The 23,001-nt window shown below is 49.4% G+C and carries 23 protein-coding genes and 4 pseudogenes; 25 read left to right on the top strand and 2 right to left on the bottom strand.

Translation table 11 applies throughout. The features are described 5' to 3' along the window. Positions 1-247 precede the first annotated feature (247 nt). The 6 genes and pseudogenes from DWX91_RS11890 to DWX91_RS11915 all read left to right on the top strand — a co-directional run bounded on the left by DWX91_RS11890 (position 248) and on the right by DWX91_RS11915 (position 2,983). Positions 248-406: a transposon-encoded TnpW family protein gene (locus DWX91_RS11890; protein WP_081731980.1), complete on the top strand. Its 159-nt coding sequence runs from the start codon at positions 248-250 to the stop codon at positions 404-406. A gap of 41 nt (positions 407-447) precedes the next feature. Next, a pseudogene (locus tag DWX91_RS11895) lies at positions 448-1,272 on the top strand (TraG/TraD/VirD4 family protein); the annotation flags it as partial. Positions 1,273-1,516: 244 nt separating this feature from the next. Beyond that, the gene (locus DWX91_RS11900; protein WP_118538971.1) at positions 1,517-1,675 is read left to right on the top strand and encodes a Maff2 family mobile element protein; all 159 of its coding nucleotides are present in this window, start codon (positions 1,517-1,519) and stop codon (positions 1,673-1,675) included. Positions 1,676-1,830: 155 nt separating this feature from the next. Continuing rightward, positions 1,831-2,103 carry a helix-turn-helix domain-containing protein gene (locus DWX91_RS11905; protein WP_002584334.1) on the top strand — a complete coding sequence of 91 codons (273 nt, stop codon included), beginning with the start codon at positions 1,831-1,833 and terminating at the stop codon, positions 2,101-2,103. Then, the gene (locus DWX91_RS11910; RefSeq protein WP_118538973.1) at positions 2,063-2,440 is read left to right on the top strand and encodes a TnpV protein; all 378 of its coding nucleotides are present in this window, start codon (positions 2,063-2,065) and stop codon (positions 2,438-2,440) included. Before DWX91_RS11905 ends, DWX91_RS11910 begins: the two co-directional genes overlap by 41 nt. Before the next feature lie 51 nt (positions 2,441-2,491). Continuing rightward, the gene (locus DWX91_RS11915; protein ID WP_009266803.1) at positions 2,492-2,983 is read left to right on the top strand and encodes a nucleotidyltransferase domain-containing protein; all 492 of its coding nucleotides are present in this window, start codon (positions 2,492-2,494) and stop codon (positions 2,981-2,983) included. A gap of 118 nt (positions 2,984-3,101) precedes the next feature. On the opposite strand, the gene DWX91_RS11920 is transcribed toward DWX91_RS11915, so the two are convergent. Beyond that, positions 3,102-3,908: a helix-turn-helix domain-containing protein gene (locus tag DWX91_RS11920; RefSeq protein WP_002584331.1), complete on the bottom strand. Its 807-nt coding sequence runs from the start codon at positions 3,906-3,908 to the stop codon at positions 3,102-3,104. Positions 3,909-4,391: 483 nt separating this feature from the next. Here DWX91_RS11920 and DWX91_RS11930 point away from each other — a divergent pair. The 18 genes and pseudogenes from DWX91_RS11930 to DWX91_RS12020 all read left to right on the top strand — a co-directional run bounded on the left by DWX91_RS11930 (position 4,392) and on the right by DWX91_RS12020 (position 21,304). Beyond that, positions 4,392-4,579: pseudogene (locus tag DWX91_RS11930) on the top strand (hypothetical protein). After that, a complete protein-coding gene (locus DWX91_RS11935; RefSeq protein ID WP_118538975.1) occupies positions 4,576-4,917 on the top strand; it encodes a DeoR family transcriptional regulator in 342 nt (113 codons plus the stop codon). Before DWX91_RS11930 ends, DWX91_RS11935 begins: the two are co-directional and overlap by 4 nt. Continuing rightward, positions 4,910-5,206, top strand: a complete 297-nt coding sequence (locus DWX91_RS11940; protein ID WP_118538977.1) for a DUF3847 domain-containing protein — start codon at positions 4,910-4,912, stop codon at positions 5,204-5,206. Before DWX91_RS11935 ends, DWX91_RS11940 begins: the two co-directional genes overlap by 8 nt. Before the next feature lie 525 nt (positions 5,207-5,731). Next, the gene (locus DWX91_RS11945; protein ID WP_003509323.1) at positions 5,732-6,070 is read left to right on the top strand and encodes a helix-turn-helix domain-containing protein; all 339 of its coding nucleotides are present in this window, start codon (positions 5,732-5,734) and stop codon (positions 6,068-6,070) included. Between the two features lie 186 nt (positions 6,071-6,256). Next, positions 6,257-7,831, top strand: coding sequence for a MobQ family relaxase (gene mobQ / locus DWX91_RS11950; RefSeq protein WP_008394607.1), 1,575 nt, complete (start codon positions 6,257-6,259; stop codon positions 7,829-7,831). Between the two features lie 66 nt (positions 7,832-7,897). Continuing rightward, positions 7,898-8,542 (top strand): CHC2 zinc finger domain-containing protein, encoded by a 645-nt coding sequence (locus DWX91_RS11955; RefSeq protein ID WP_025544160.1) that lies wholly within the window; start codon positions 7,898-7,900, stop codon positions 8,540-8,542. Continuing rightward, positions 8,511-9,847, top strand: a pseudogene (locus tag DWX91_RS11960) (virulence-associated E family protein). The gene DWX91_RS11955 and the pseudogene DWX91_RS11960 overlap by 32 nt, the downstream one beginning before the upstream one ends. Before the next feature lie 242 nt (positions 9,848-10,089). Continuing rightward, positions 10,090-10,287 (top strand): hypothetical protein, encoded by a 198-nt coding sequence (locus tag DWX91_RS11970; protein ID WP_002595176.1) that lies wholly within the window; start codon positions 10,090-10,092, stop codon positions 10,285-10,287. After that, positions 10,288-11,958: a recombinase family protein gene (locus tag DWX91_RS11975; protein ID WP_008394601.1), complete on the top strand. Its 1,671-nt coding sequence runs from the start codon at positions 10,288-10,290 to the stop codon at positions 11,956-11,958. Positions 11,959-12,048: 90 nt separating this feature from the next. Next, positions 12,049-12,132: pseudogene (locus tag DWX91_RS11980) on the top strand (Maff2 family protein); the annotation flags it as partial. Between the two features lie 64 nt (positions 12,133-12,196). Next, positions 12,197-13,033 carry a VirB6/TrbL-like conjugal transfer protein, CD1112 family gene (locus tag DWX91_RS11985; RefSeq protein WP_336308449.1) on the top strand — a complete coding sequence of 279 codons (837 nt, stop codon included), beginning with the start codon at positions 12,197-12,199 and terminating at the stop codon, positions 13,031-13,033. Positions 13,034-13,112: 79 nt separating this feature from the next. Beyond that, positions 13,113-13,490 (top strand): PrgI family protein, encoded by a 378-nt coding sequence (locus tag DWX91_RS11990; protein WP_097776609.1) that lies wholly within the window; start codon positions 13,113-13,115, stop codon positions 13,488-13,490. Positions 13,491-13,520: 30 nt separating this feature from the next. Then, positions 13,521-15,884 (top strand): VirB4-like conjugal transfer ATPase, CD1110 family, encoded by a 2,364-nt coding sequence (locus tag DWX91_RS11995; RefSeq protein WP_118538979.1) that lies wholly within the window; start codon positions 13,521-13,523, stop codon positions 15,882-15,884. Further along, positions 15,881-16,201: a hypothetical protein gene (locus DWX91_RS12000; RefSeq protein WP_118538981.1), complete on the top strand. Its 321-nt coding sequence runs from the start codon at positions 15,881-15,883 to the stop codon at positions 16,199-16,201. Before DWX91_RS11995 ends, DWX91_RS12000 begins: the two co-directional genes overlap by 4 nt. Positions 16,202-16,229: 28 nt before the next feature. Then, entirely contained in the window at positions 16,230-18,251 is a 2,022-nt protein-coding gene (locus DWX91_RS12005; RefSeq protein ID WP_118538983.1) for a C40 family peptidase, read from the top strand. 19 nt (positions 18,252-18,270) lie between these two features. Beyond that, a complete protein-coding gene (locus DWX91_RS12010; protein WP_118538985.1) occupies positions 18,271-18,552 on the top strand; it encodes a DUF4315 family protein in 282 nt (93 codons plus the stop codon). Beyond that, positions 18,545-19,180, top strand: coding sequence for a CD1107 family mobile element protein (locus DWX91_RS12015; protein WP_118538987.1), 636 nt, complete (start codon positions 18,545-18,547; stop codon positions 19,178-19,180). The genes DWX91_RS12010 and DWX91_RS12015 overlap by 8 nt, the downstream gene beginning before the upstream one ends. Before the next feature lie 81 nt (positions 19,181-19,261). Beyond that, the gene (locus DWX91_RS12020) at positions 19,262-21,304 is read left to right on the top strand and encodes a type IA DNA topoisomerase (RefSeq protein WP_118538989.1); all 2,043 of its coding nucleotides are present in this window, start codon (positions 19,262-19,264) and stop codon (positions 21,302-21,304) included. 335 nt (positions 21,305-21,639) lie between these two features. On the opposite strand, the gene DWX91_RS17520 is transcribed toward DWX91_RS12020, so the two are convergent. Further along, positions 21,640-22,080 (bottom strand): hypothetical protein, encoded by a 441-nt coding sequence (locus DWX91_RS17520; protein ID WP_243099042.1) that lies wholly within the window; start codon positions 22,078-22,080, stop codon positions 21,640-21,642. Between the two features lie 163 nt (positions 22,081-22,243). Here DWX91_RS17520 and DWX91_RS17525 point away from each other — a divergent pair, with 163 nt between their 5' ends. Next, positions 22,244-22,519 carry a TnpV protein gene (locus DWX91_RS17525; protein ID WP_243099044.1) on the top strand — a complete coding sequence of 92 codons (276 nt, stop codon included), beginning with the start codon at positions 22,244-22,246 and terminating at the stop codon, positions 22,517-22,519. Positions 22,520-23,001 lie beyond the last annotated feature (482 nt).

The following is a 23,001-nucleotide window of genomic DNA, read 5'->3' on the forward strand; positions in this document are numbered from 1 at the left end:
CGTGGGATTTCCTCACGCACCATGAGAACGGCAAAGAGCCGTATCGGGGACAGACTTGTGACCGAGAAAGACGGCACAGCATGGGTCTGCTATCTCCGAGACTGACAACAGGAACACGGCAAGCATGGCAAAGACGGCAAGGTTTTTATAGATACCTTAATGTTGCCACCTTGCCTTGTTCCCTCATACCGACACCGCCCGATGATGAACAGTCACCGGGCATTTTTTATTTACAGGAGGATTTTGAATGAACAATACCGCAACCAACAGTACCCCTTGCCCGACTGTCAGAAAGCAGATCGGCAAGACCACCTATATCGTCCGTGTGCATTTCAGCCAGACCGCAAAAGAAACGATGGAGGACAAAATCAAGCGTCTGCTCCGTGAGGAAGTCCGCAAAATGTGACTTCTTTTTGAATTTGATGAAAAAGTCCTTGACTTTTCGTCTCTGGTAAAACGGCAAAATCTATTCTTATTTCCTGTGGTGCCAGGTTAGCCCCATTTGACATTGCGGAGCTGCGTGACCTGATGGCCTACGATGAAATGGAACTGGATTTGCTGGGGGACCGCCGCACAGCCTTGTTCGTTATCATTTCCGATACGGACGATACGTTCAATTTCGTGGTGTCCATTATGTACACCCAGCTTTTCAATCTGCTTTGTGACCGTGCAGACGATCAATGCGGAGGTCAGCTAAAGTATCATGTGCGGCTGCTGCTCGATGAGTTTGCGAACATCGGTCTGATCCCAAAGTTTGATAAGCTGATCGCCACCATCCGCAGCCGCGAGATTTCGGCATCCATTATCCTGCAGTCGCAGAGCCAGTTGAAAACCATCTACAAGGATGCCGCAGAAACCATCATCGGCAACTGCGATACCATGCTGTTCCTCGGCGGCAAGGAAAGTTCGACGCTCAAAGAAATTTCCGAAACGCTGGGAAAAGAAACAATCGACCTATATAACACATCCGACACACGCGGTCAAAGCCCATCCTTTGGTACAACCTACCAAAAGACCGGAAAGGAGCTTATGAGCCGGGATGAGCTTGCAGTCATGGACGGCAGCAAGTGCATCCTGCAACTGCGAGGTGTCAGACCATTCCTGAGCGATAAGTTTGATATTACCAAACATAAGCGGTACAAGGAACTTTCGGATTTCGATAAGAAAAACGAGTTTGACGTAGAACGCTATCTGAAACACGAACTGCGACTGCTCACCACGGAAGAATTTGACCTTTATGAAGTGGATGTGACCGAACAGGCACAAGGATAAGGAGGTACATATCAGTAGCAAGAGATACACCCGGCCACCCGTTCGGGCAGACCCCGGACAGATGATCCGTATGACCGACACGAAATAACCACCATCTATCGTGTGATTCCAAAAGGCTGACTTTATTGAAAATGAAAGGAGAAGCCAGAATCGCAGGAAGCGGGCAGCACCGAAGATGTGCCAGCCCGCTTTCCTTTTGGAATCGCAAACATTCATCAAATCTGCGGTCTGGCGAAAATAACATATGGAATTCTTTAATCAGTCTATTACCGTTCTGCAGACTCTCGTTGTGGCTATTGGCGCAGGTCTTGGCGTTTGGGGCGTTGTCAATCTGATGGAAGGATATGGCAATGACAATCCGGGCGCAAAGTCCCAGGGCATGAAGCAGTTCATGGCTAATTAAAGGGAACAAAAAGAAAGGAAAAGCACAATCCAGACGGTATCAGCGGCAGGCTACAAGAATAAATTGTGATTTCACAAGATTGGTGCTATAATAAGAGAAAAGTTCCTGCCGGGGCAGCCGCTCCGGTGGTATGGATAGAAAGGCAGGAAAACAATATGCACATCAGCTATAAACCACTCTGGCACACACTGTTAGAGCGTGATATGAGAAAAGAGGATTTAAGGCTTGCTGCTGGTATGACAACAAATATGATTGCCAACATGAGCAAAGAGGGAAAGCACATCAGCATGGATACATTAGCCCGTATCTGCGAAACGCTGAATTGTGAGATTACCGATGTGATTGAGTTAGTACCAGACGAGCCTGCTTCCACAGGAGGTAAGGAACATGAGCGAATTGAAACCAAGAATAAAAGAAAACGGAATTGATTATATCCTTGTTGGAGATTACTACATCCCGGACTTGAAGTTGCCGGAGAAACACCGCCCCATCGGAAAGTACGGACGGATGCACCGGGAATATTTAAGGGAAGTCTGCCCAGCCAGATTACACACATTGACCCTGACCGGGGAATTGTGGACATATCTTGCAGACCTGAACGAACAGGCACAGAAACGGTTAGACACCATCATGGAGCAGATGAAAGCTGCCGAGGGCGTGACCGAGGAATTGAAGCGTACCCGTCAAATGGAATGGGTGCAGCGTTGCAATAACATTCACAACCGGGCAGAAGAAATTGTTTTACATGAGATGATTTATTCATAACGGTATGGTAGAATGATTATTACAAATTAGAAGTTGTAAAGGAGACTTTGTATGGGTAGAAAAGAAATAACAACAAAAGAAGATTTAATGAAAGTAATAGAATTATTCGAAAATACTGGAATTACATACTGGTTGGATGGCGGATGGGGTGTAGATATTTTAGCTGGTAAACAAACAAGAATTCATAGAGATATAGATATAAATTTTGATGCTCAACATACGGAAAAATTGTTAAATGTGCTTTTGAATCTGGGCTATAAAATTGATACAGACTGGAAACCGGTTAGAATAGAGTTATATAGTGATGAACTTGGTTACTTAGACATTCACCCGTTCGTTTTAAATGAGGACGGAACTTCAAAACAAGCTGATTTAGAGGGTGGCTGGTATGAGTTTGAAAAAGATTACTTTGGTAGTGCTTTTTTTGAAGGAAAAACAATTCCTTGTATATCCTTAAAAGGCCAAAGAGTTTTCCACTCAGGTTATGAATTAAGAGATAAAGATAAGCATGATATTTCAATTCTTGAAAGTTTATCAAAATAACATTGCTGTAATTTCTAAGATAAATTCCACTTTATCGCTTTGAAATTTTAACTGAATAAGTATAGCACCAACCGCTGCTACATGGAAGCAAACACAACCATGCAACAGCGGTTTTTCTTTACCGTTTTTTCCTTTGACTGATAGGAGTTCCTGTTTTCTTTGATTTTTGTAGAATCCGAATGAGCCAGCGAAATTCTTCGTCTGACAGATTTTTATAGTTGATGCCGAGCTGCTTGCAGTAAAGGACAACCAGCTTTTCATCCCGACTGCCCTTGAAATTTTCAACCGCTTCCAAATTTTCTTTCAATTCATCGGCAACGGTGGTCTGGGGCGCACTCTCGCTGTCCTTTTTGTGGGCTTCCCGAATATCCCGGATAATGAGATTGAGGTCATCAAGAACCATGTGGCTGAAATATTCATCATCGCTGATATGGGCGGCTTGCAGCACTTTCAAATGCGGGTCGTCTTCGCCGGGGCGATACCGTTCAATGATTTCATGCCGGACAGTATCGACAAGGGCGTTGAGGTTTTGAATCTGCATGGTGGCAATCCCATCTACATAAATCTCAATGTCCGCAAGAAACTTGATAAAGTCCTTATGAGTGGCAAGCTCACAGAGCAGACGGTTGTTAATCCGACCGCCTTTCAGAAGTGCCACCATCTCATCATTCAAATGCAGCTCTGTTAGTGGCGTGTTGATCTGCTCCCGGTTCTCTGTCCGGCACAGCAGATAATCAACGGAAACCCCATAGAAGTCTGCCAGCGTGATAAGGTTGCCATGATTGATTTCCTTATAATCCTCTTTTTCATAACTGCCAAGAGCTGATTTGGAAATGCCCGTCAGCTCTGATAATTCTTCCAGATTTAAGCCTTTGTCCTTGCGGAGTTCCCAAAGGCGTTCCTGTATGCTTGTCGCTCCTTTCATGGGCGCACGCTCCTTTCCGGCGGTTTCATTACTGCCGCTTAACTGGATTATATCATACTTTCCGCAATCGTGGAAATTTCTGATTTTTACCCTTAATTCCTACTTTGTGGACATACGGCACAGGGCACAAAAATGTTCTATGATACAGGTAGTTCATCGATGGATTATTCCAATCGAATGACCAGCCTGTGTGGGATATGCTTCCCCGGCGATGTAGCGCCATGACTTTTGGCAGGGATATGGAGGAACCCTGACCGAAACGAGCGTACCAAAGGGAGCGATACGCCGCTGTGAGATTCAGGGGAGGAACGACACCGGGGAGAACTGGCGAACTGATACCGAAATGATACCGAAACACGACAATCTGATAGGGGGATAGTCTACCCTATCGCTGATACTTCGGAAGATTTTAGGCGGCTCTATGGCTGTAATTTTGCCGAAAATCGCCCCGAAACCATACACGAAAACGGGAGGAAGCGCAATATGCCGAGAATGAGCAAAAAGAGGAAGCATGAGCTTTCCTTTTACCTTAATGACCGGGGGCGTGTCACTTACAACGAATTATGCCGGAAATGCCAGCATGGGTGCAAGCAGAGCTTCCGGGCGGTTGTGATTGACTGCCCCGTTATTTATCCAAACGAGCAAAGAAAAAGGAGGGACACACCGAATGAATTTTGAATTTATGACGATAGACACACCATTGCCGCCCTGTATGCCCTTTCCCAGAGCGTTGACAGGATTTCCAGTCAGCAGCACCGCAAAGGTCATGTACTGCCGGATGCTGGACGCTATGCTGTCCAAAGGGCAGGAGGACGAAAATGGAATCCTGTTTGTCTGCTTCCCTGTCACAGCCATTGCTACAGTCCTGTCCCGCAGTCCCATGACGGTCAAGCGTTCTTTGAATGAACTGGAAATCGCCGGACTTATCATGCGGGTGCGTCAGGGCGTGGGAGAACCAAACAGGATTTATGTGCTGATACCGGGAAAGGAGGACGCTGCCCTTGCCTGATACCTCAAAGCTGGAAAAACTCAACCGGGAGTTGGAGAAAAGCGAAAAGAAAATGCGGAAAGCCATCAATGATGAAAAGGCATTGCAGTACCAGCTAAAGCAGCTTACCCGGAAGGAGCGGACGCACCGGCTCTGTACCCGTGGCGGTATGCTGGAAAGTTTTCTGCAAGAGCCGGAACGCCTGACAGATGATGATGTCATGCTGTTGTTGAAACTCATTTTTCACAGACAGGACACGCAGGAACTATTGAAAAAACTGCTGGAACGGAAGAAGCCGGAAACCCCTTAGTTTACTAAGGGCGCAATTATACACCACCCAAAGGTTGGTGCATTGCGTTCTCCGAAGGCTCCTCGCCGGAGGGCTGTGATTTTCCGCAGTCATGGTCTGCTCCAAATCATACAGGGGACGCTACGCTTCCCCTGCGCTGGCTGTCGCCAGCTACCCTTTTGTGGACTTGCCGCCCGGAAACACCTTGCGCTGCAAGCTGTTCCCGTCCAGCAAGTTTTATCAGTCGAGCTATCCTTATCTACGGTAATTTAGTATAATAAGGTCAAAAAACAGAACGCTATCATTGTGCAACCGATATGCAACTGATAATTGCTTGATAGTTGGTGGTAGCAACACGGTAATTCAGATAGAATAAAGCCAACAAAGAAAGGAGGTCATCCAAATGTTAGTAAACATCATTATGATTGTAGTCGGAATAGTTTTCTCATGTATCTTTGTCGGCTTGCTTATCCTTGTTATTCGTGCATTGCTTAAATATATCCGTACAGAGAAATGAAGCCAACAGCAACATTAGGAGGTGGTCAAATGAAAGTAACCGTATTTATGATAATCGTTGGAATAATTTTCTTATGTATCTTTGTTGGTTTGCTTACCCTTATTGTTCGTGCATTACTCAAATATATCCATTCAAAAGATGTACGGCAGGAAAAATCCGTAGTGAGGAAATCGTTGGGTGAAGCACTCAAAGTACACAGAACACAGTGCAAAATGACGCAGGAATTTGTTGCTGAAACGATTGGTGTTAGCAGGCAGGCTGTTTCAAAATGGGAAAATGGAACATCCGACCCTTCCACATCAAATCTTTTTGCACTTGCAAAACTTTACGGTATTTCTGTTGAAGAATTACTAAAAGAAGTTGAATAATCTTCATGCAGATATTTTATTTCATCATCGGGCCACCCTGACCCGAACTTTCAAAACTGAATACCAGCCGCCCACCGGCGGCACCACCGAGCAGGAAATCTGAAAAGGTCTCCTGCTTTTTTTCTGCCCAAAATGAGGTGGTAAAACGCCACCCCATCCACCAATTACCGAAAGGAGGGACACGAAATGCCCTGTCCACACAACGAAATCTCGATTGTGCAGCGAAGCCAACAGCAGTCTGCGGTTGCCGCCGCTGCCTACCAGAGCGGCGAAAAGCTGTTCTGTGGATACGATCAGGAAGTGAAGCACTACCCGGAAAAGCGTGGTATCGTCCACAATGAAATCTTGCTTCCGGCAAATGCCCCACGGTCGTATGCAGACCGCAATACTTTATGGAACGCCGCCGAAGCGGTGGAGAAGCAATGGAATTCCCAGCTTGCAAGGCGGTGGGTGCTTACCATCCCCAGAGAGATACCGCCCGACCAGTACGCCGCCCTTGTCCGGGATTTCTGCAATCAGCAGTTTGTTTCCAAAGGAATGTGCGTGGATTTTGCCATCCATGACAAAGGGGACGGAAACCCTCACGCTCATGTCATGCTGACTATGCGGGCAATGGATGAACATGGGAAATGGCTTCCCAAGAGCCGCAAGGTTTATGACCTTGACGAGAACGGGGAACGGATAAAACTTCCGTCCGGCAGATGGAAAAGTCACAAGGAAGATACGGTTGACTGGAACGACCGCAAGTATTGTGAAATCTGGCGGCATGAATGGGAGATCATCCAGAACCGCTATCTGGAAGCCAACAACCGCCCGGAGCGGGTGGATCTCCGTTCTTATGAAAGACAGGGGCTTGATATTATCCCTACCGTCCATGAGGGTGCTGCTGTCCGGCAGATGGAAAAGCGAGGGATTCAGACCAACATCGGAAATCTGAACCGGGAAATCAAAGCCGCCAACAGCCTGATGAAGTCTATCCGGCAGCTTATTAAAAATCTCAAAGGCTGGATTATCGAGCTTAGTGAAAAACGAAAAGAACTGCTTGCGGAAAAAGCTGCGGAGGAAGCGGTATTTCTTCCCAATCTGTTGATGAAGTACATGGAGGTACGAAAGGCAGAACGGAGCGACTGGACACGGGCGGGACAAAACCGTGGAACTTCCAAAGACTTAAAGGCAGTCAGCGAAGCCCTGTCCTATCTTCAGAGAAAGGGACTTTCCACCGTGGAGGATTTGGAAAACTTTATAGAAACGTCCGGGAAATCTGCCGCCGACTACCGAAAGCAGATGAAGCCAAAGGAAACCCGCAGCAACGTGATTGACGCTATCCTTGCCGCCCGGACGGACTGTAAGGAATGTAAGCCCGTTTATGAGAAATACCAGAAGATATTTTTCAAGAAAACTAAGGAAAAATTCAAGCTGGAACACCCGGAGGTTGCCCGGTTTGAGAAAGCCAGTGCCTACCTTGCCAAGCACCCGGATGATAAGGACAGCACGAAAAAGGAGCTTTTGCAGGAACAGGCGAAGCTTGTGGGCGAAATCGCAGACTTGAAAGTACCGTTGACCGAGGTGCAGGAAGATTTGAAGAAGCTGCGGGACATCCGCTACTGGGTACGGAAAGCCACACCCGGCACAGAGGAAAGCAAAGAGCCGCCCAAGAAGCAGCCCCTCAAAGAAGTCTTGCAGGATAAGGCTGACGAGAAGAAAGCACAGAAAAACGCCCCGGCGCAGACGAAACACAAACAACAGGATATGGAACTTTAACAGGCACTTGCCATTTTCAGATTGAGAATGATAAGTGCCTTTTCTTTTTTACAAGGAGGAATTGATTTGAATGTATTTGAAGCTGTGAAGCAGTCCGTTACGACAAGACAGGCTGCGGAGCATTACGGAATCCGGGTAAACAGAAACGGGATGGCTTGCTGCCCGTTCCACAACGATAAGACCCCCAGCATGAAGCTGGACAAGCGTTTCCACTGCTTCGGATGTGGTGCAGATGGGGATGTGATTGATTTTGTAGCTGCCCTGTACGGGCTGGGGAAAAAGGAAGCCGCCGCACAGTTGGCGAGTGACTTCGGGCTTGCCTATGAGGACTGGAAGCCACCGGGCAGGGCAAGGAAGCCCAAGCCCCGGCAGAAATCCCCGGAAGAACAGTTCCGGGAAGCAAAGGCACATTGCTTCCGTGTCCTTGCCGATTATCTACACCTCTTACGGGTATGGAAAACCGACTATGCCCCGCACTCCCCGGAGGAAGCGTTTCATCCCCGGTTCGTGGAAGCCTTGCAGAAGCAAGCCCATGTGGAATATCTGCTGGATGTGCTGCTGTTCGGGGAGACAGAGGAAAAAGCGGTTTTGATTATGGACTACGGAAAGGATGTGATACAGCTTGAACAGCGAATGGCAGAGCTTGCAGCCGCAGACGCAGCAAGAACTAAAAAACACCATGAACGCCATGCAGCCGCCCCAGAGCGTTGAGGAAGTAAAGGCAACTCTGGAAACCACCGAGAAAGGCGGCGTCCGCCAGAGCATACGGAACTGCCTGACCGTATTCCAGCGTGACCCTGTGCTTGCCGGGGCAATCGCCTACAACATCCTGACCGACCGCAAGGACATCATAAAGCCCATCGGTTTTCACAGAGAAAGCACAGCCCTGACCGATACGGACATGAAGTATCTGCTTCTCTATCTGGAGGAAACCTACGGGCTTACCAGTGAGAAAAAGATTGAAACCGCCATCGGGATTGTGGCGAATGAGAATAAGTACCACCCCATCCGGGATTTTCTGAACAGCCTTGCATGGGACGGGACTGAGCGCATCCGCTTCTGTCTGCGGCACTTTCTGGGAGCTGATGTGGACGATTACACCTATGAACCTTGAAGCTGTTCATGCTGGGGGCGATTACAAGGGCATTTAAGCCCGGAAGCAAGTTTGAAATCATGCTGTGTCTGGTAGGCGGTCAGGGGGCTGGCAAATCCACCTTCTTCCGGCTGCTGGCAGTCCGGGACGAGTGGTTTTCCGATGATTTGCGGAAGCTGGACGATGATAACGTGTACCGCAAGCTGCAAGGTCACTGGATAATTGAAATGTCGGAAATGATGGCAACCGCCAATGCCAAGAGCATTGAGGAAATCAAGTCCTTTCTAAGCCGCCAGAAAGAGGTTTACAAAATTCCCTATGAAACTCACCCGGCAGACCGCCCCCGTCAATGCGTGTTCGGCGGCACTTCCAACGCCCTTGACTTTCTCCCCCTTGACCGTTCCGGCAACCGCCGATTTATCCCGGTCATGGTGTACCCGGAGCAAGCCGAGGTTCACATTTTGGAGGACGAAGCCGCTTCCAGAGCCTATATCAGCCAGATGTGGGCGGAAGCAATGGAGATTTACCGAAGCGGCATGTTCAAGCTGTCATTCAGCCCAGCCATGCAGCGGTATCTCAAAGAACACCAGCGGGATTTTATGCCGGAGGACACCAAAGCCGGGATGATACAGGCTTACCTTGATAAGTACACCGGGGAAACGGTCTGCTCCAAGCAGCTCTACAAGGAAGCCTTAAACCACACCTTTGATGAGCCGAAGCAATGGGAAATCCGGGAAATCAACGAGATAATGAACCAGTGCATTACCGGGTGGAACTACTTTTCCAATCCGAGGATGTTTGCGGAATACGGCAGACAAAAGGGCTGGGAGCGTGAAATCCCGGCAACGGACACCGACAACCCGCCCGAAAAATCTATGGACGGTTTTGTGGAGGTCACAGAGCAGATGGAGCTTCCATTCTGAAAATGACAGCCCGTTGCCGACTTCGTTGCTATCCCGTTGCCGAGCCGGTTGCCGGGGAAAATCCCTTATTTCCGGGCTTTTTCCCTCTCTGACAACCAAAACAACAGAAAAATAAAAGAAAAGTATAAATAGTAATCAACGCCAGATTGAGATTGTTTGCAAGGTCTTTTGAAGCCCGTTGCCGGACTTCGTTGCCGACCGTTCTCTGTCTGGCTATTTTCATGTATGGAGGATAACTGCCTATGGCGAAAAATAAGACCAAGATTGAAGTGACAACCGTATTTGACGGGGAACTGGACGCCACCGATGTGTTCGTCAGCCTGATTTCCCAGAAATACGGCAAAACAAATACAAAAGAATATCTTGCTAAAAAGAAAGATTTGAAGTATAATGAAGATGAGGTTCAACAGAGCCAGATACCGTCTGGATTGTGTGGGTAAATGGCTATGATGAACGAAATGGAATACAGAACAATCGGTTCAGCACTTGCCGGGGGCTATCGTGCGGCGGTCTATTGCAGGCTGTCAAAGGACGATGACCTGCAAGGCGAAAGTGCCAGTATCGCAAACCAGCGTGATATGCTGGAAAAATACTGCGAAAAGCAGGGATGGGAGGTTGTGGCAGTCTATCAGGACGATGGCTTCACAGGTCTTAATATGGAGCGTCCTGATTTACAGAGAATGTTGAGAGCCATTGAGCGCAGGCAAATCAACCTTGTCATCACGAAAGACCTCAGCCGACTGGGGCGTAACTATTTGCAAACAGGGCATTTGATTGAGGACTTTTTCCCAAGAAACGGTGTCCGCTATATCGCCATGAATGACGGTATCGACACCCTGCGGGATAACAACGACATCGCCCCGTTCAAGAATATCCTGAACGAGATGTACAGCAAGGATATTTCCAAGAAAGTCCATTCCTCTTATCTTCTGAAAGCGCAGAAAGGACAGTTTACCGGGTGTCTTGCCCCGTTTGGGTATCGGAAAGACCCGGAGGACAAAAACCATCTGCTCATTGACGAGGAAACCGCCCCGATTGTGCGGCTGATTTTCGGATATGCCCTAAACGGTCATGGTCCGAACTATATCCGCAGACGGCTGGAGGAAGAAAAAATCCCCTGCCCCACATGGTGGAACCGGGAACGGGGGCTTCGCAATACCCGCACCAAATGGGAAAAGAAAGACCCGGAAAACGGGCGGTATATGTGGGACTTTTCCGTTATCAAAGACCTTTTGATGAATCCCGTTTACACTGGGGCGATTGCTTCCCAGAAAAAGGACTACCGTTTCAAAATCGGCACGATTGGGGAAAAGAAGCCGGAGGACTGGATTGTGGTGGAGGGGCAGCATGAACCGCTGATTGACCGCATGAGCTTTGACATTGTGCAGAACAAGCTGAAATCCCGCCAGCGTCCGGGGCAGACCAATGAAATCAGCCTGTTTGCCGGACTGATAAAATGCGGCGAGTGTGGGAAGTCTCTGACGGTACGCTACACAAACGCAAAACATCCCCAGCAGATTTACTCCTGCAAGACCTACAATGCCTTTGGAAAGAACCACTGCACCCAGCACCGGATTGATTATGACACCCTTTACAGTCATGTGCTGCGGAAAATCCGGGAATGTGCCAGAGCTGCCCTGATGGACGGGAAAGCGGTTGCTGACCGCCTGACCAATACCTGTGAAGCCGAGCAGCGGGAACAGCGGGAAGCAATGGAACGCTCCCTTACAAGGGACGAGGAACGGATTGAGGTTCTGGACAAAATGGTAATGCGGCTTTATGAAGATATGATTGCAGGGCGTATCAGTGAGCAGAACTTCAACACCATGCTGGAAAAGACACAGACCGAGCAGACGGAACTTAAAACAAAAGTGTCCGAGGGCAGAAAGCGGCTGTCCGATGAAGTCCAGCTTGCCAATGACGCAAAACAATGGGTGGAAGCCATTCAGGAATATGCCAACATCACAGAGTTGGACGCAGCCACCCTCAACCGCTTAATCAAAGAAATCGTCGTGCATGAGCGCATTGACGAAGATAAAACAAGACACATTTCTATCGAAATTCATTTTAATCTCAAACCCATCCCGGAGGTGGAACAGGTCACTGCCTGACCTGTCCCGCCGGGACGGTTCTCTTAAAAACACCATATAGATTTTTTGTACGCCGCCGCCCGCCATCGAGCAGAGTTTTACACCTAATTGGGGATAAAACAGCTCATGAGCGGTGGCGGCGTCATTCTCATCGGTACGCAGCTGATCCCTCTGCTCTCTGGTCTGTTTGGCTAAGCACCCGCGATAGGAGGTACTCCCGCCATTGTTCGATAATATCTTTGCAGCCATCGAAAAATGGATGCGGGAACTTCTGACAGGAATGGTGGAGTCCAACATGAGTACGATGTTCACGGATGTCAATGAAAAGACAAGTGAGATCGCGGCTCAGGTTGGACGCACTCCACAAAACTGGAACAGCAGCGTTTTCAGTATGATTCAGAACTTATCAGAGTCGGTGGTGGTTCCGATTGCCGGAATCATCATCACTCTGGTACTCTGCTATGAGCTGATCTCGATGCTGACCGAGCGAAACAACCTGCATGATGTAGATACATGGATGTTCTTCAAGTATTTTGTCAAGGCATGGGTCGCAATCTATCTGGTCAGCAATACGTTCACAATTACAATGGCAGTCTTTGACGTTGGACAATCGGTAGTCAATTCGGCTTCCGGTATCATCAACGGCGAGACTGCCATTGATGTTAGTTCGCTGTCCATGCAGATGCAGGCGGCGATGGCAACCATGGAGATCGGTGAACTGGTGGTGCTGGCTCTTGAAACCTTCCTTGTCAGCTTCTGCATGAAAATTATGTCGGTGGTGATAACTGTCATTGTTTATGGGCGTATGATAGAGATTTATCTCTATACATCGCTTGCCCCGATCCCGTTCGCAACGATGAGCAACCGCGAATGGGGTCATGTAGGAACCAATTATTTCAGAGGACTGTTCGCCCTTGCATTTCAGGCATTCCTGATGATGGTCTGTGTGGCGATTTACGCAGCACTGATTTCTTCGGTGCGGATTTCCAGTAATATGCACTCCGCGTTGATCGGCGTTGCAGCGTATACCGTGATTCTGTGCTTCAGCCTGATGAAAACGGGAAGTCTATCCAAACAGATCTTCGGCAGTCACTAAAACCGGGAAAATCCGAGGAAAGGAAAGACAGCAGACAAAAGCCGTATCCCGGCGGCGTGTCTGGCTGTCATGGTGAAGAATGGCTTATGTAACGATCCCGAAAGACCTGTCCAAAGTCAAAAACAAGGTCTTTCTCAACCTGACAAAGCGGCAGCTCATCTGTATGGGCTTTGCGGCATCCATCGGTGTTCCGTTCTACTTTCTCACACGGGGAACACTTGGCACAAGCAACGCGGCGGCGGGCATGGTGCTGCTGATGCTGCCGGAGTTTTTCTTTGCACTGTTCGAGAAAAACGGGATGCACCTTGAAACCATCCTGACGAACTTCATCAACGTCCGATTCAAGCGTCCGGCAGTTCGCCGCTACGAGATCGAAAACCTGTACGAATATGAGCCGGAGAAACCTGTAACACCAAAAGTGAAGAAGGGAGGCATTATTGGGAAAAGAAAAGGATAAGAAGCCGCTGTTCGGCGGCATCTTCCAGAAATTCTTCAAGCCGTCTGCAAAGGCAGAAGCGAAAAAGAAGAAAGAGCATCACCTGACGGTGCAGCGGTCGATTCCGTATCTGGAAATGGGGCGGGACGCATCTGCCGGGTGGAGGAACATCTGTATTCCAAAACCGTCCGCTTCTATGACATCAATTATCAGCTCGCACAAAACGAAGATAAGAACACCATTTTTGAAAGCTGGTGTGATTTCCTCAACTACTTCGATTCCAGCATCCGTTTTCAGCTTTCGTTCATCAACCACAAAAGCGATATGAGCGAATACAACAAGGTCATTCAGATCGAGCCACAGCATGACCAGTTCGATGATGTGCGCATGGAATATGCGCAGATGCTGAAACAACAGCTTGCCAAAGGCAACAACGGTCTGGTTCGGACAAAGTACATCACGTTCAGCATTGAAGCCAAAAGCGTGAAAGAAGCAAAGCCCCGGCTGGAACGCATCGAAACCGATATTCTCAACAATTTCAAGGTGCTGGGAGTGAAAGCATATCCGCTGAATGGTGTGGAACGCTTACAGATCATGTATGAGATGTTCCATCAGGAGGAAGAACGGAAGTTTGAGTTCAGCTATGACCGCATCCTGCAAAGCGGCATGACCACAAAGGATTTCATTGCTCCGACCAGTTTCCTGTTCAAGAGCGGCAAGGACTTCCAGATGGGAGATACCATTGGCGCAGTATCCTATCTGAACATCCTTGCCCCGGAACTGACGGATAAGGTGCTGGCAGAGTTTCTGGACATGGACAAGAATCTGGTAGTCAGCATCCATGTGCAGTCGGTAGACCAGCTCAAGGCAATCAAACTCATCAAGGGCAAGATCACTGACCTCGACCGCATGAAGATCGAGGAACAGAAAAAGGCGGTGCGTTCTGGTTATGATATGGAAATTATTCCGAGTGACCTTGCAACTTATGGCGGCGAAGCCAAGAAGATTCTGGATGATCTGCAGAGCCGCAATGAGCGTATGTTCCTTATTACGGTGTTGTTCCTCAATGCTGCGAAAACCAAACAGGATTTGGACAGTGCGGTATTTCAGACGGCTGGTATCGCTCAGAAGTTCAACTGTACCCTGAATCGACTGGACTATATGCAGGAGCAGGGACTTATGAGCAGCCTGCCGCTGGCCAATAACCTTGTCCCCATCAAGCGGGCATTGACTACAACTTCCACCGCCATTTTTGTGCCGTTCACCACACAGGAACTTTTCATGGAGGGCGATTCCCTCTACTACGGTCTGAATGCAGTGTCCAACAACATGATTATGGCAGACCGCAAACAGCTCAAAAATCCGAACGGGCTGATTCTGGGTACTCCCGGTTCTGGTAAATCGTTCAGTGCAAAGCGTGAAATGACGAACGTGTTCTTCACAACAACAGACGATATTATCATCGCAGACCCGGAAGGCGAGTATTATCCGCTGGTCGAAGCACTGGGCGGGCAGGTCATTCATATCTCATCCACCAGCCGGGATTACATCAATCCGATGGACATTAACCTGAACTATGCGGACGATGATAACCCGCTAGGTATGAAATCGGATTTCATCCTTTCCCTGTGCGAACTTATCATGGGCGCACGGGATGGCATGGAGCCGGAAGAAAAATCCGTCATTGACCGATGCCTGCCGCTGGTCTATCAGAAATATCTGAATGACCCGAAGCCGGAGAATATGCCGATTCTCGGTGATCTGTATGACTGCCTGCGGGAGCAGAAAGAACGGCAGGCACAGCGCATTGCCACGGCACTGGAAATCTACGTCAATGGTTCGCTGCGGGTGTTCAACCACCAGACGAATGTGGAACTGGATAACCGCCTTATCTGCTTTGACATTAAAGAGTTGGGCAAGCAGCTCAAAAAGCTGGGTATGCTCATCGTGCAGGATCAGGTGTGGAATCGTGTTACCATCAACCGCAATGCAAAGAAAAATACACGATACTACATTGATGAGTTCCACTTGCTCCTAAAGGAAGAGCAGACTGCCGCATACAGTGTTGAAATCTGGAAGCGTTTCCGAAAATGGGGCGGCATCCCCACGGGTATTACGCAGAACATTAAAGACCTGCTGGCAAGCCGGGAGATCGAGAACATCTTTGAAAATAGCGATTTCATCTATATGCTGAATCAGGCATCCGGCGATAGGCAGATTCTTGCAAAGCAGCTCAACATTTCGCCGTTCCAGCTTTCCTATGTGACGAACAGCAACGAGGGCGAGGGACTGCTGTTCTACGGCAACACCATTATCCCGTTCAAGGACAAGTTTGATACTTCGTTGAAACTCTATGGTCTTATGACCACGAAACCGAATGAAATTGCAAAATACAGGGAGAAGAAAGACGCATGATGAAAGAGAAAAAACTGAGCCAGATGATCCTGAAGCTGCATGACCGTGCTGAGGCGGCAAAATACGATGGCGATTCCAGCCCGCCTTATCAGGAAGTGAAAATGCTGAACTTCCACGATGAGGAATCGGTGGTGCATACAGTGCTGGAGGACTTTTACGCAGTCGGCGCACTGGCAGATGAACTGACCCACGGATTCCACATGGAAGAGCGGGGCTACATCGACCGCACGGAGGTCAATTCCCGGCTGATCGCTTTTGCCAGGGAGTTGGAGCGGATTCTCGATAAATGGGAGACTCATGCAGTCCTGATTGCATGAGTTTCCTGCCGGACGGGAGGTGAATCCGATGGCAGACAAGCGATTCCGGGGCAGAGATAAAATCGTCCAGAAAATGACCAAAGACGGTCTGGTGGAAGAGAATCTCCGCACCGGGGAAACCAAGTCCGCAGTTGAAGAAGAACCACCGAAGCAGGAAGATTCGGAAAAAGACGCTGCGGAAAGTGCAGAAGAAACCCCTGTTGTGGAAGAAGATGTGTGCATGGATGCCGAGGATGGAGAGGAGGAAAAGCCCCGGCGCAGCACCGCCAAGCAGAGTACAGAATATTATAAAGCCCATCAGGAGGATGGCAAAGCGAAAGAAAAAGATGCTTCGCCAGTGGACGAAGATGCAGAGCCTGCGCCGAAGAAAAAGGGCCGCTTATCGTTTGATGATGAGCAGCAGGGCGGCATCGTCCGGGGCGCAGGGCTGGGCATTAAGAAGGTGGCGAAGAAAGGAGTGGATACCGCCACTGGTTTTGCCCATAACAAGGTGCATCAGGTCGAAAAAGAAAACTCCGGCGTGGAGTCGGCGCACAAGAGCGAAGAAACGTTGGAGGGGCTGTACCGATTCTTCAAAGGCAGGAAAAAGACCAGAGAGAAATCCGCAAGAGCTGAGAAAAAGGTCACTGCGGAAAAGAAATCCAGCCGTCTGAAATTTTCGGAGAGTGAGGGCGGCATGGCCGAAGAAGTGGCAGAAACGTCACTGAAAAAGAAACCGCACCTGCCACCACCGACTGCCGCAGGAGATGAAGCAACAAAGACAGTCGGTTCAAAATTCTATCAGAAAAAGCAGTATAAGGATGCCTATGCAGCAGCCAAGCGAGGTCGGAAAGCTGGAAACGCTGCCAGCAAGCAGGCGGCAACGGCGGCGAACACGCTTGCCGAAAAAGCAAAAGCGGCGGTGCAGGAAATCGTTGTGCAGAACAAGACCCTGTGGGCGGGACTTGGCATTGCAGCACTGATGCTCATGCTGATTATGGGCGCATTCTCAAGCTGTTCAGCAGCGATTCAGGGAACGGGCAGCACCTTTATCGGAACGACGTATCCCAGTAAGGACGCCGACATGAAAGGTGCAGAAGAAGATTATCTGGAACTGGAAAAGAAGCTGGATGAGCAGATACGGCAGATGGAGTCCACACATCCCGGCTATGACGAATACCGTTACCAGTTGGATGAAATTGGGCATGACCCCTATCAGCTGATCTCTCATCTGACTGCCGTATATGAGCAGTTCACCAGAGGACAGGTGAAAAACGTCATCAAGTCGCTGTTTGAGCAGCAGTATCTCCTGAAAGTCTGGGAAACGATAGAGATTCGCACACGCATGGAAACCAGAGTAGGGATTCGGCCAACGATTGACGCTTTTGGAAACGTCAGCATGGAAACCTATACCTATCAGGAAGAAGTGGAGTATGAGTACAAAATCCTCAACGTCCTGCTGAAGAACAAGGGCTTTGACACCATTGCCAGAAAGAACATGGATCGGAAGCAGACTGGGCGGTATGATGCCTACAATCTGACCTATGGCAATCGCCCGGAACTGTTTGGCGCAGGCTCACCTACATACAGCGGCGGCAAAACAGGAAGCATTGGCTCTGGCGGTTCGGGTGGAACAGGCGGCAGTTCCGGCGGTGGTTTCCGATATGATATTCCAGAAGAAGCCCTGTCGGATGAAAAGTTTGCAAGGGTGATTGCAGAAGCCGAAAAGTATCTGGGTATGCCGTATGTGTGGGGCGGCAGTTCTCCAAGCACCAGTTTTGACTGCTCCGGCTTTGTCTGCTGGGTCATCAATAACTGTGGCAATGGCTGGAATGTCGGACGCACGACGGCAAACGGACTGCGTGGCAAGTGCAGCTACGTTTCTCCTGCAAATGCACAGCCGGGTGATTTGATCTTCTTTGAAAAAACCTATAATACTGTCGGCGCGTCGCACGTTGGCATCTATGTCGGCAACGGAATGATGATCCACTGCGGTGATCCGATTTCTTATACCAGCATCAATTCGACCTACTGGCAGAACCACTTCCTTGGTTTTGGCAGAATCAAGTAAAGGAAAGGAGAGAAGCTAGATGAGCAAAAAGCTGAAGAAGTTTTTGAATGATGCAGAGAAAACCGAAAGCAAGATCGCGGAACTGGAAGAGTATCTGAGAAATGTCCGGGCGGCACAGAAAAAAGAAGAGGACAATGAGATCGTTCGGGCTATCCGCAGCACAAAGCTGGGTGGGCGTGACCTGCTGGCACTGCTGGAAAATATCCAGGCGGGGAATGTGACGTTCCAGACAACCGTAAACCACGAGAACAAGACTTCGGAAGAAGCAGAAATGGAGGATGTGATTGCGAAAGATGCTTAAAAAGCTGGGTGTTGTGATTCCCAGTGTAGTGCTGACCCTGCTGATGGCAGTCGGCTTTTCCACTCCGGCATTTGCCTATGTGGAGCCGGAAGTCAAGGAAGAGCCTGTGCAGGTCATTGAGGAAGAGGAACCCACCGAGGAAGAGAAGATTCCGTTCACCATTGCGGGCAACGGCGAGGTGGAAGATAACATCACGGACGATTCCAGTAAAGAGTTCTTCACGGTCAAGACCAAGGGCGGCAACACCTTTTTTCTGGTGATCGACCGGGCAAGGAACAGCGAGAATGTGTATATGCTCTCCATGATCGACGAGTACGATTTGCAGGAGTTTCTGACCGATGAGGAACGCAACGGCAAGGAAGAAGAGGAGCCGGCAGTCGTGTTGCCGGAAACCAAACCTGAGCCGGAACCGGATGTCGAGATCGAAGAACCGGAACAGGACGATGGAAAGCTGACCAAGATTCTGGCAATCGTATTTGTTCTGGGTGTGGGCGGTGCAGGCGCATTCTTCTATTTCTACATCTATAAGCCGAAGCAGAGTGAGCCGGAAGTATCGAAAGAAAATCTGGAATATGAAGCTCTGCCGACAAAGAACGAGGATGAGCAGGACGCAGAAACCGAAGAATAATAGAAAACCCGTATAATCTAGTGGTGCAGGGATGGTCTGATTCGGACTGTCCCTGCTTTTTTCAAACAAGCAGGAGGATACATGAAATATCTTGTGATAGCAGAAAAGCCGAGTGTAGCACGTTCCATCTCGAAAGTGATCGGTGCATACAAACATGAGGACGGGTATCTGGAGGGTGGGGATTGTGTGGTGAGCTGGTGTCTGGGGCATCTGGCAGAGTATGCAGCCCCGGAGTATTATGATGAACGCTATAAAAGCTGGCGGTTCGATGATCTTCCGATTCTCCCGGAAGAATGGAAGCTGCTGGTTTCGGAAGATAAGAAAGCACATTTCAATATTCTGCGGAAGCTCCTCCGAATCAAAGATTTCGATTATGTGGTAAATGCCTGCGACGCGGGACGCGAGGGAGAAGCAATCTTTCGCCGTGTGTACGGTCTGGCGGGCAGTAAACTCCCGGTCAAACGGCTGTGGATCAGCAGCATGGAAGATGCCGCTATCCAGCAAGGCTTTGATTCCTTAAAGGATGGCGCAGAGTACGACAACCTGTTTGCCGCTTCGGAGTGCAGGGCAAAGGCGGACTGGCTGATTGGCATGAATGGCACACGGGCATTCACAAAGAAATACGGCAGACGGCAGACCATTGGACGGGTTCAGACTCCGACACTGGCAATGCTGACCGAACGGCAAAGCAAAATCCAGAACTTTGTAAAAGAGCCGTACTACAAGGTGGAAATCACGGGAAATGGCATCGTGGCAGAATCGGAACGGATGGCACAGGAGCAGGATGCGGATACCATGCAGGCAGCTTGTGATGGACAATGTGCCGTGGTCGGCAGCATTGAGCACAAGCGGAAAGAGCAGTCCGCCCCGAAGCTGTACGACTTAACGACCTTGCAGCGAGAAGCCAACCGCTATTATGGCTTTACCGCCAGCCAGACTTTGAAGATCGTACAGGAGTTGTATGAAGAAAAGCTGGTGACATACCCGCGAACGGACAGCCAGTACATCACGGAAGATATGCAGCAGACTATGACAGCTTTGCTCAAACATTACAGCGGCGAGGTTGGCAAGGTGGAACAGGTAGTCAATAACAAGAAAGTCACTGACCACCATGCGATTCTGCCGACACTGGAAAGCTGCAAGCGAGAGTCAAACAGCCTGTCCGGGGATAAAGAAAAGGTCTTTGCTCTTATCGTCTGGAAGATGCAGCAGGCAGTGCAGCCACCGTATATCTATGAAGATGTTCTGGTGACAGTTTGCTGTCAGGATAAGAAATTCACTGCAAAATACAAAAATGTTTTGCAGGCAGGGCATACCGCAATGCCTGTTCCGCTTGCAGAACAGGAAAAAAGCAAGGATGTGGCATTCCCTAAGAAACTGGAACAGGGCGCGGTGATTCCTGTAGTGAGTGCGGAGAAAAAGCAGGGCTTTACCTCCCCGCCGAAAGCATTTACTGAAGATACCCTGCTTTCTGCAATGGAAACCGCAGGCAACAAAGAATTTGAAAAGGACACAGAAAAGAAAGGACTGGGAACGCCTGCGACCCGTGCAGCGATTCTTGAAAAGCTGGTATCTTTCGGCTATGTGGAACGCAAAGGAAAGCAGATTCTTCCCAGTGCAGAGGGGGTTACGGCAATCGCAAATATCCCGGATTACCTGAAATCGGCAAGCATGACCGCCGAGTGGGAAAATGAACTGCTGCGGATGGAACGGGGCGAAACAAAGCCCGCTGACTTCATGCAGGGCATCGGTGGATTGCTAGAACGGATGCTGGCAGACCTCCGGCAGATTCCTACGGTGCAAGAATCGACTACTTATAATAAGGTATCTATCGGGAACTGCCCGGTATGCGGCAAACCCGTCTGCGAGGGCGGGCAGAACTTTTACTGCTCTGACCGGGAGTGCAAATTCGCCCTCTGGAAAGAAAGTAAATACCTTTCCAGCATGAAAAAGACGCTCACGAAGAAGATGGCAACTGACCTTTTGAAGAAAGGACGCACCCATGTAAAAGACTTCTACTCTGCCAAAAAGAACAAGACCTTTGACGCAGACCTTGTGATGCGGGTAGAAAATGGCAGGGCGCAGTACAGTCTTGAATTTCCGAAAACACCAGCTAAGAAGTAAGGAGGGAACGGTTGGCAAAATTTAATGATATTCGGGAACTTGCCCAGCAGAATGCACGGTGGGTAAGCAATTCTCCGAAAGACTGGATGAACTATCTGGATGTGGCGGCACGGCTGTACCGCTATTCGTTCAAAGACACTCTGCTGATTCATGCCCAGCGTCCTGATGCGACTGCCTGTGCAGAGCTGGAAGTCTGGAACAAGAAAATGAACCGCTGGGTAAACCGTGGCGCAAAGGGCATTGCACTTCTGGACGATGCCAGCCCACGGGCAAAGCTGCGTTATGTGTTCGACATTGCGGACACGCATCTGGTGCAGGGCGGCAAAACGCCGATCCTATGGCGCATTGATTATTCGGAACACCAGCAGATGATCCTCGACCATCTGGCAGATACCTATGCACTGACGCAGACGGACAGCATGAATGCTGCGCTGATGGAACTGGCACAGCAGTTGACCGCTGAGAATCTGGAAGAAGCGATGGATGGTTTGGAATATGAGGTGGCAGACACATTTCTGGAGGGACTGGACGAAGATAACCTTCGTGTCCGTTTCCGGGAGTTGATGACCAACAGTATTTTCTACACCCTTTCCCGACGCTGCGGACAGGAACCGCTGGAAGTTCTGGACGATGAGGATTTTATCCGTATCGTGGATTTCAACCAGCTTCCGGTCTTGACCTTCCTGGGCAATGCTGTTTCGGAACAGTGTGAAGCGGTTCTCCGTGACATTGGACGGGAAATGCAGAAAATTTACCGAAAAGAAGTTACAGAACATCTTGCAAAAACTGCCGACAGCTTGTATAATACCAGTACGGACTTTAGCACATTAAAGCACGAAACCAAAACAAACATCACCGAAGGAGGAAAACCGTATGGAACTGACTTATCACCGCAAGGGGGACTACCTGTTTCCGAACCTGACCGTACAGGACAAGCCGATGAGCATTGGGAAGTACGGGATGCTGCGCAGGACTTATCTGAAGGAGAACAAGAAGAACTGGTATCAGAGTATGCTGATGAGCGGCAGGCTGAATCAGCATCTGGCGCAGATCGACGAGCAGGCGGAGAACCGGATGGAAGAACTGATCGAGAGCCTGAACGAGAAGTATCCGGCTCCGAACAAGGAAACCGAACAGATGGCATGGGTGGCACACCAGAACAATCTGACCGCGATGGCGGAAGAGATCGTGCTGAAGGAATTGGTGTACAACTAACCGCTGACACAACCGAACAGGATTTGAGCGAAGCAGAGGAAGAAATTGCCTCTGCTTTTTCTCTGCCCAGTCTGCCGACCGTGGAACAGCAGATTCGGGCAATCGAAGCCCCGATGCAGGCCCAGTATGCCGATGAGATCACGATTCCGGCAGAAGTTGTGGATGAAATCCTGCGGACGGGAAGCAATCGAAGCAAAAGCCAGCTCCGCCTTATCTATAACTTTATGACCGAACAGACCCCGGAAGAGTATACCGCTTTCGTCAAAAAAGAGTATGGCGAGGGCGGCAAGGGCTTTGAGATCGGTGGCACAAAATATGCGGTCTGGTTCGATGAGTTGGGTATGCAGATTGCCGTTGGCGATACGGTTCGGAACGGCCCCAAAAACAAAGCATTTCTGTCCTGGGAAGATGTCAGCGGCAGAATCCATCAGCTTCTGCAGCAGGGAGAGTACGCACCAAAGTCTGTCCTGGATGCAGCCCGT

This window comes from Clostridium sp. AF22-10, from assembly GCF_003478725.1.
GTDB lineage: Bacteria > Bacillota > Clostridia > Lachnospirales > Lachnospiraceae > Otoolea > Otoolea fessa.

What these genes read in the sequence shown, in the direction of transcription:
- DWX91_RS11890 (WP_081731980.1), top strand. Translation starts at nt 248, where the DNA reads ATGAACAATACCGCAACCAACAGTACCCCTTGCCCGACTGTCAGAAAG.
- DWX91_RS11900 (WP_118538971.1), top strand. Translation starts at nt 1,517, where the DNA reads ATGGAATTCTTTAATCAGTCTATTACCGTTCTGCAGACTCTCGTTGTG.
- DWX91_RS11905 (WP_002584334.1), top strand. Translation starts at nt 1,831, where the DNA reads ATGCACATCAGCTATAAACCACTCTGGCACACACTGTTAGAGCGTGAT.
- DWX91_RS11910 (WP_118538973.1), top strand. Translation starts at nt 2,063, where the DNA reads ATGAGCGAATTGAAACCAAGAATAAAAGAAAACGGAATTGATTATATC.
- DWX91_RS11915 (WP_009266803.1), top strand. Translation starts at nt 2,492, where the DNA reads ATGGGTAGAAAAGAAATAACAACAAAAGAAGATTTAATGAAAGTAATA.
- DWX91_RS11920 (WP_002584331.1), bottom strand. Translation starts at nt 3,908, where the DNA reads ATGAAAGGAGCGACAAGCATACAGGAACGCCTTTGGGAACTCCGCAAG.
- DWX91_RS11935 (WP_118538975.1), top strand. Translation starts at nt 4,576, where the DNA reads ATGAATTTTGAATTTATGACGATAGACACACCATTGCCGCCCTGTATG.
- DWX91_RS11945 (WP_003509323.1), top strand. Translation starts at nt 5,732, where the DNA reads ATGAAAGTAACCGTATTTATGATAATCGTTGGAATAATTTTCTTATGT.
- mobQ (WP_008394607.1), top strand. Translation starts at nt 6,257, where the DNA reads ATGCCCTGTCCACACAACGAAATCTCGATTGTGCAGCGAAGCCAACAG.
- DWX91_RS11970 (WP_002595176.1), top strand. Translation starts at nt 10,090, where the DNA reads ATGGCGAAAAATAAGACCAAGATTGAAGTGACAACCGTATTTGACGGG.
- DWX91_RS11975 (WP_008394601.1), top strand. Translation starts at nt 10,288, where the DNA reads ATGGCTATGATGAACGAAATGGAATACAGAACAATCGGTTCAGCACTT.
- DWX91_RS11985 (WP_336308449.1), top strand. Translation starts at nt 12,197, where the DNA reads ATGCGGGAACTTCTGACAGGAATGGTGGAGTCCAACATGAGTACGATG.
- DWX91_RS11990 (WP_097776609.1), top strand. Translation starts at nt 13,113, where the DNA reads ATGGCTTATGTAACGATCCCGAAAGACCTGTCCAAAGTCAAAAACAAG.
- DWX91_RS12000 (WP_118538981.1), top strand. Translation starts at nt 15,881, where the DNA reads ATGATGAAAGAGAAAAAACTGAGCCAGATGATCCTGAAGCTGCATGAC.
- DWX91_RS12005 (WP_118538983.1), top strand. Translation starts at nt 16,230, where the DNA reads ATGGCAGACAAGCGATTCCGGGGCAGAGATAAAATCGTCCAGAAAATG.
- DWX91_RS12010 (WP_118538985.1), top strand. Translation starts at nt 18,271, where the DNA reads ATGAGCAAAAAGCTGAAGAAGTTTTTGAATGATGCAGAGAAAACCGAA.
- DWX91_RS12015 (WP_118538987.1), top strand. Translation starts at nt 18,545, where the DNA reads ATGCTTAAAAAGCTGGGTGTTGTGATTCCCAGTGTAGTGCTGACCCTG.
- DWX91_RS12020 (WP_118538989.1), top strand. Translation starts at nt 19,262, where the DNA reads ATGAAATATCTTGTGATAGCAGAAAAGCCGAGTGTAGCACGTTCCATC.
- DWX91_RS17520 (WP_243099042.1), bottom strand. Translation starts at nt 22,080, where the DNA reads ATGTTCTGTAACTTCTTTTCGGTAAATTTTCTGCATTTCCCGTCCAAT.
- DWX91_RS17525 (WP_243099044.1), top strand. Translation starts at nt 22,244, where the DNA reads ATGAGCATTGGGAAGTACGGGATGCTGCGCAGGACTTATCTGAAGGAG.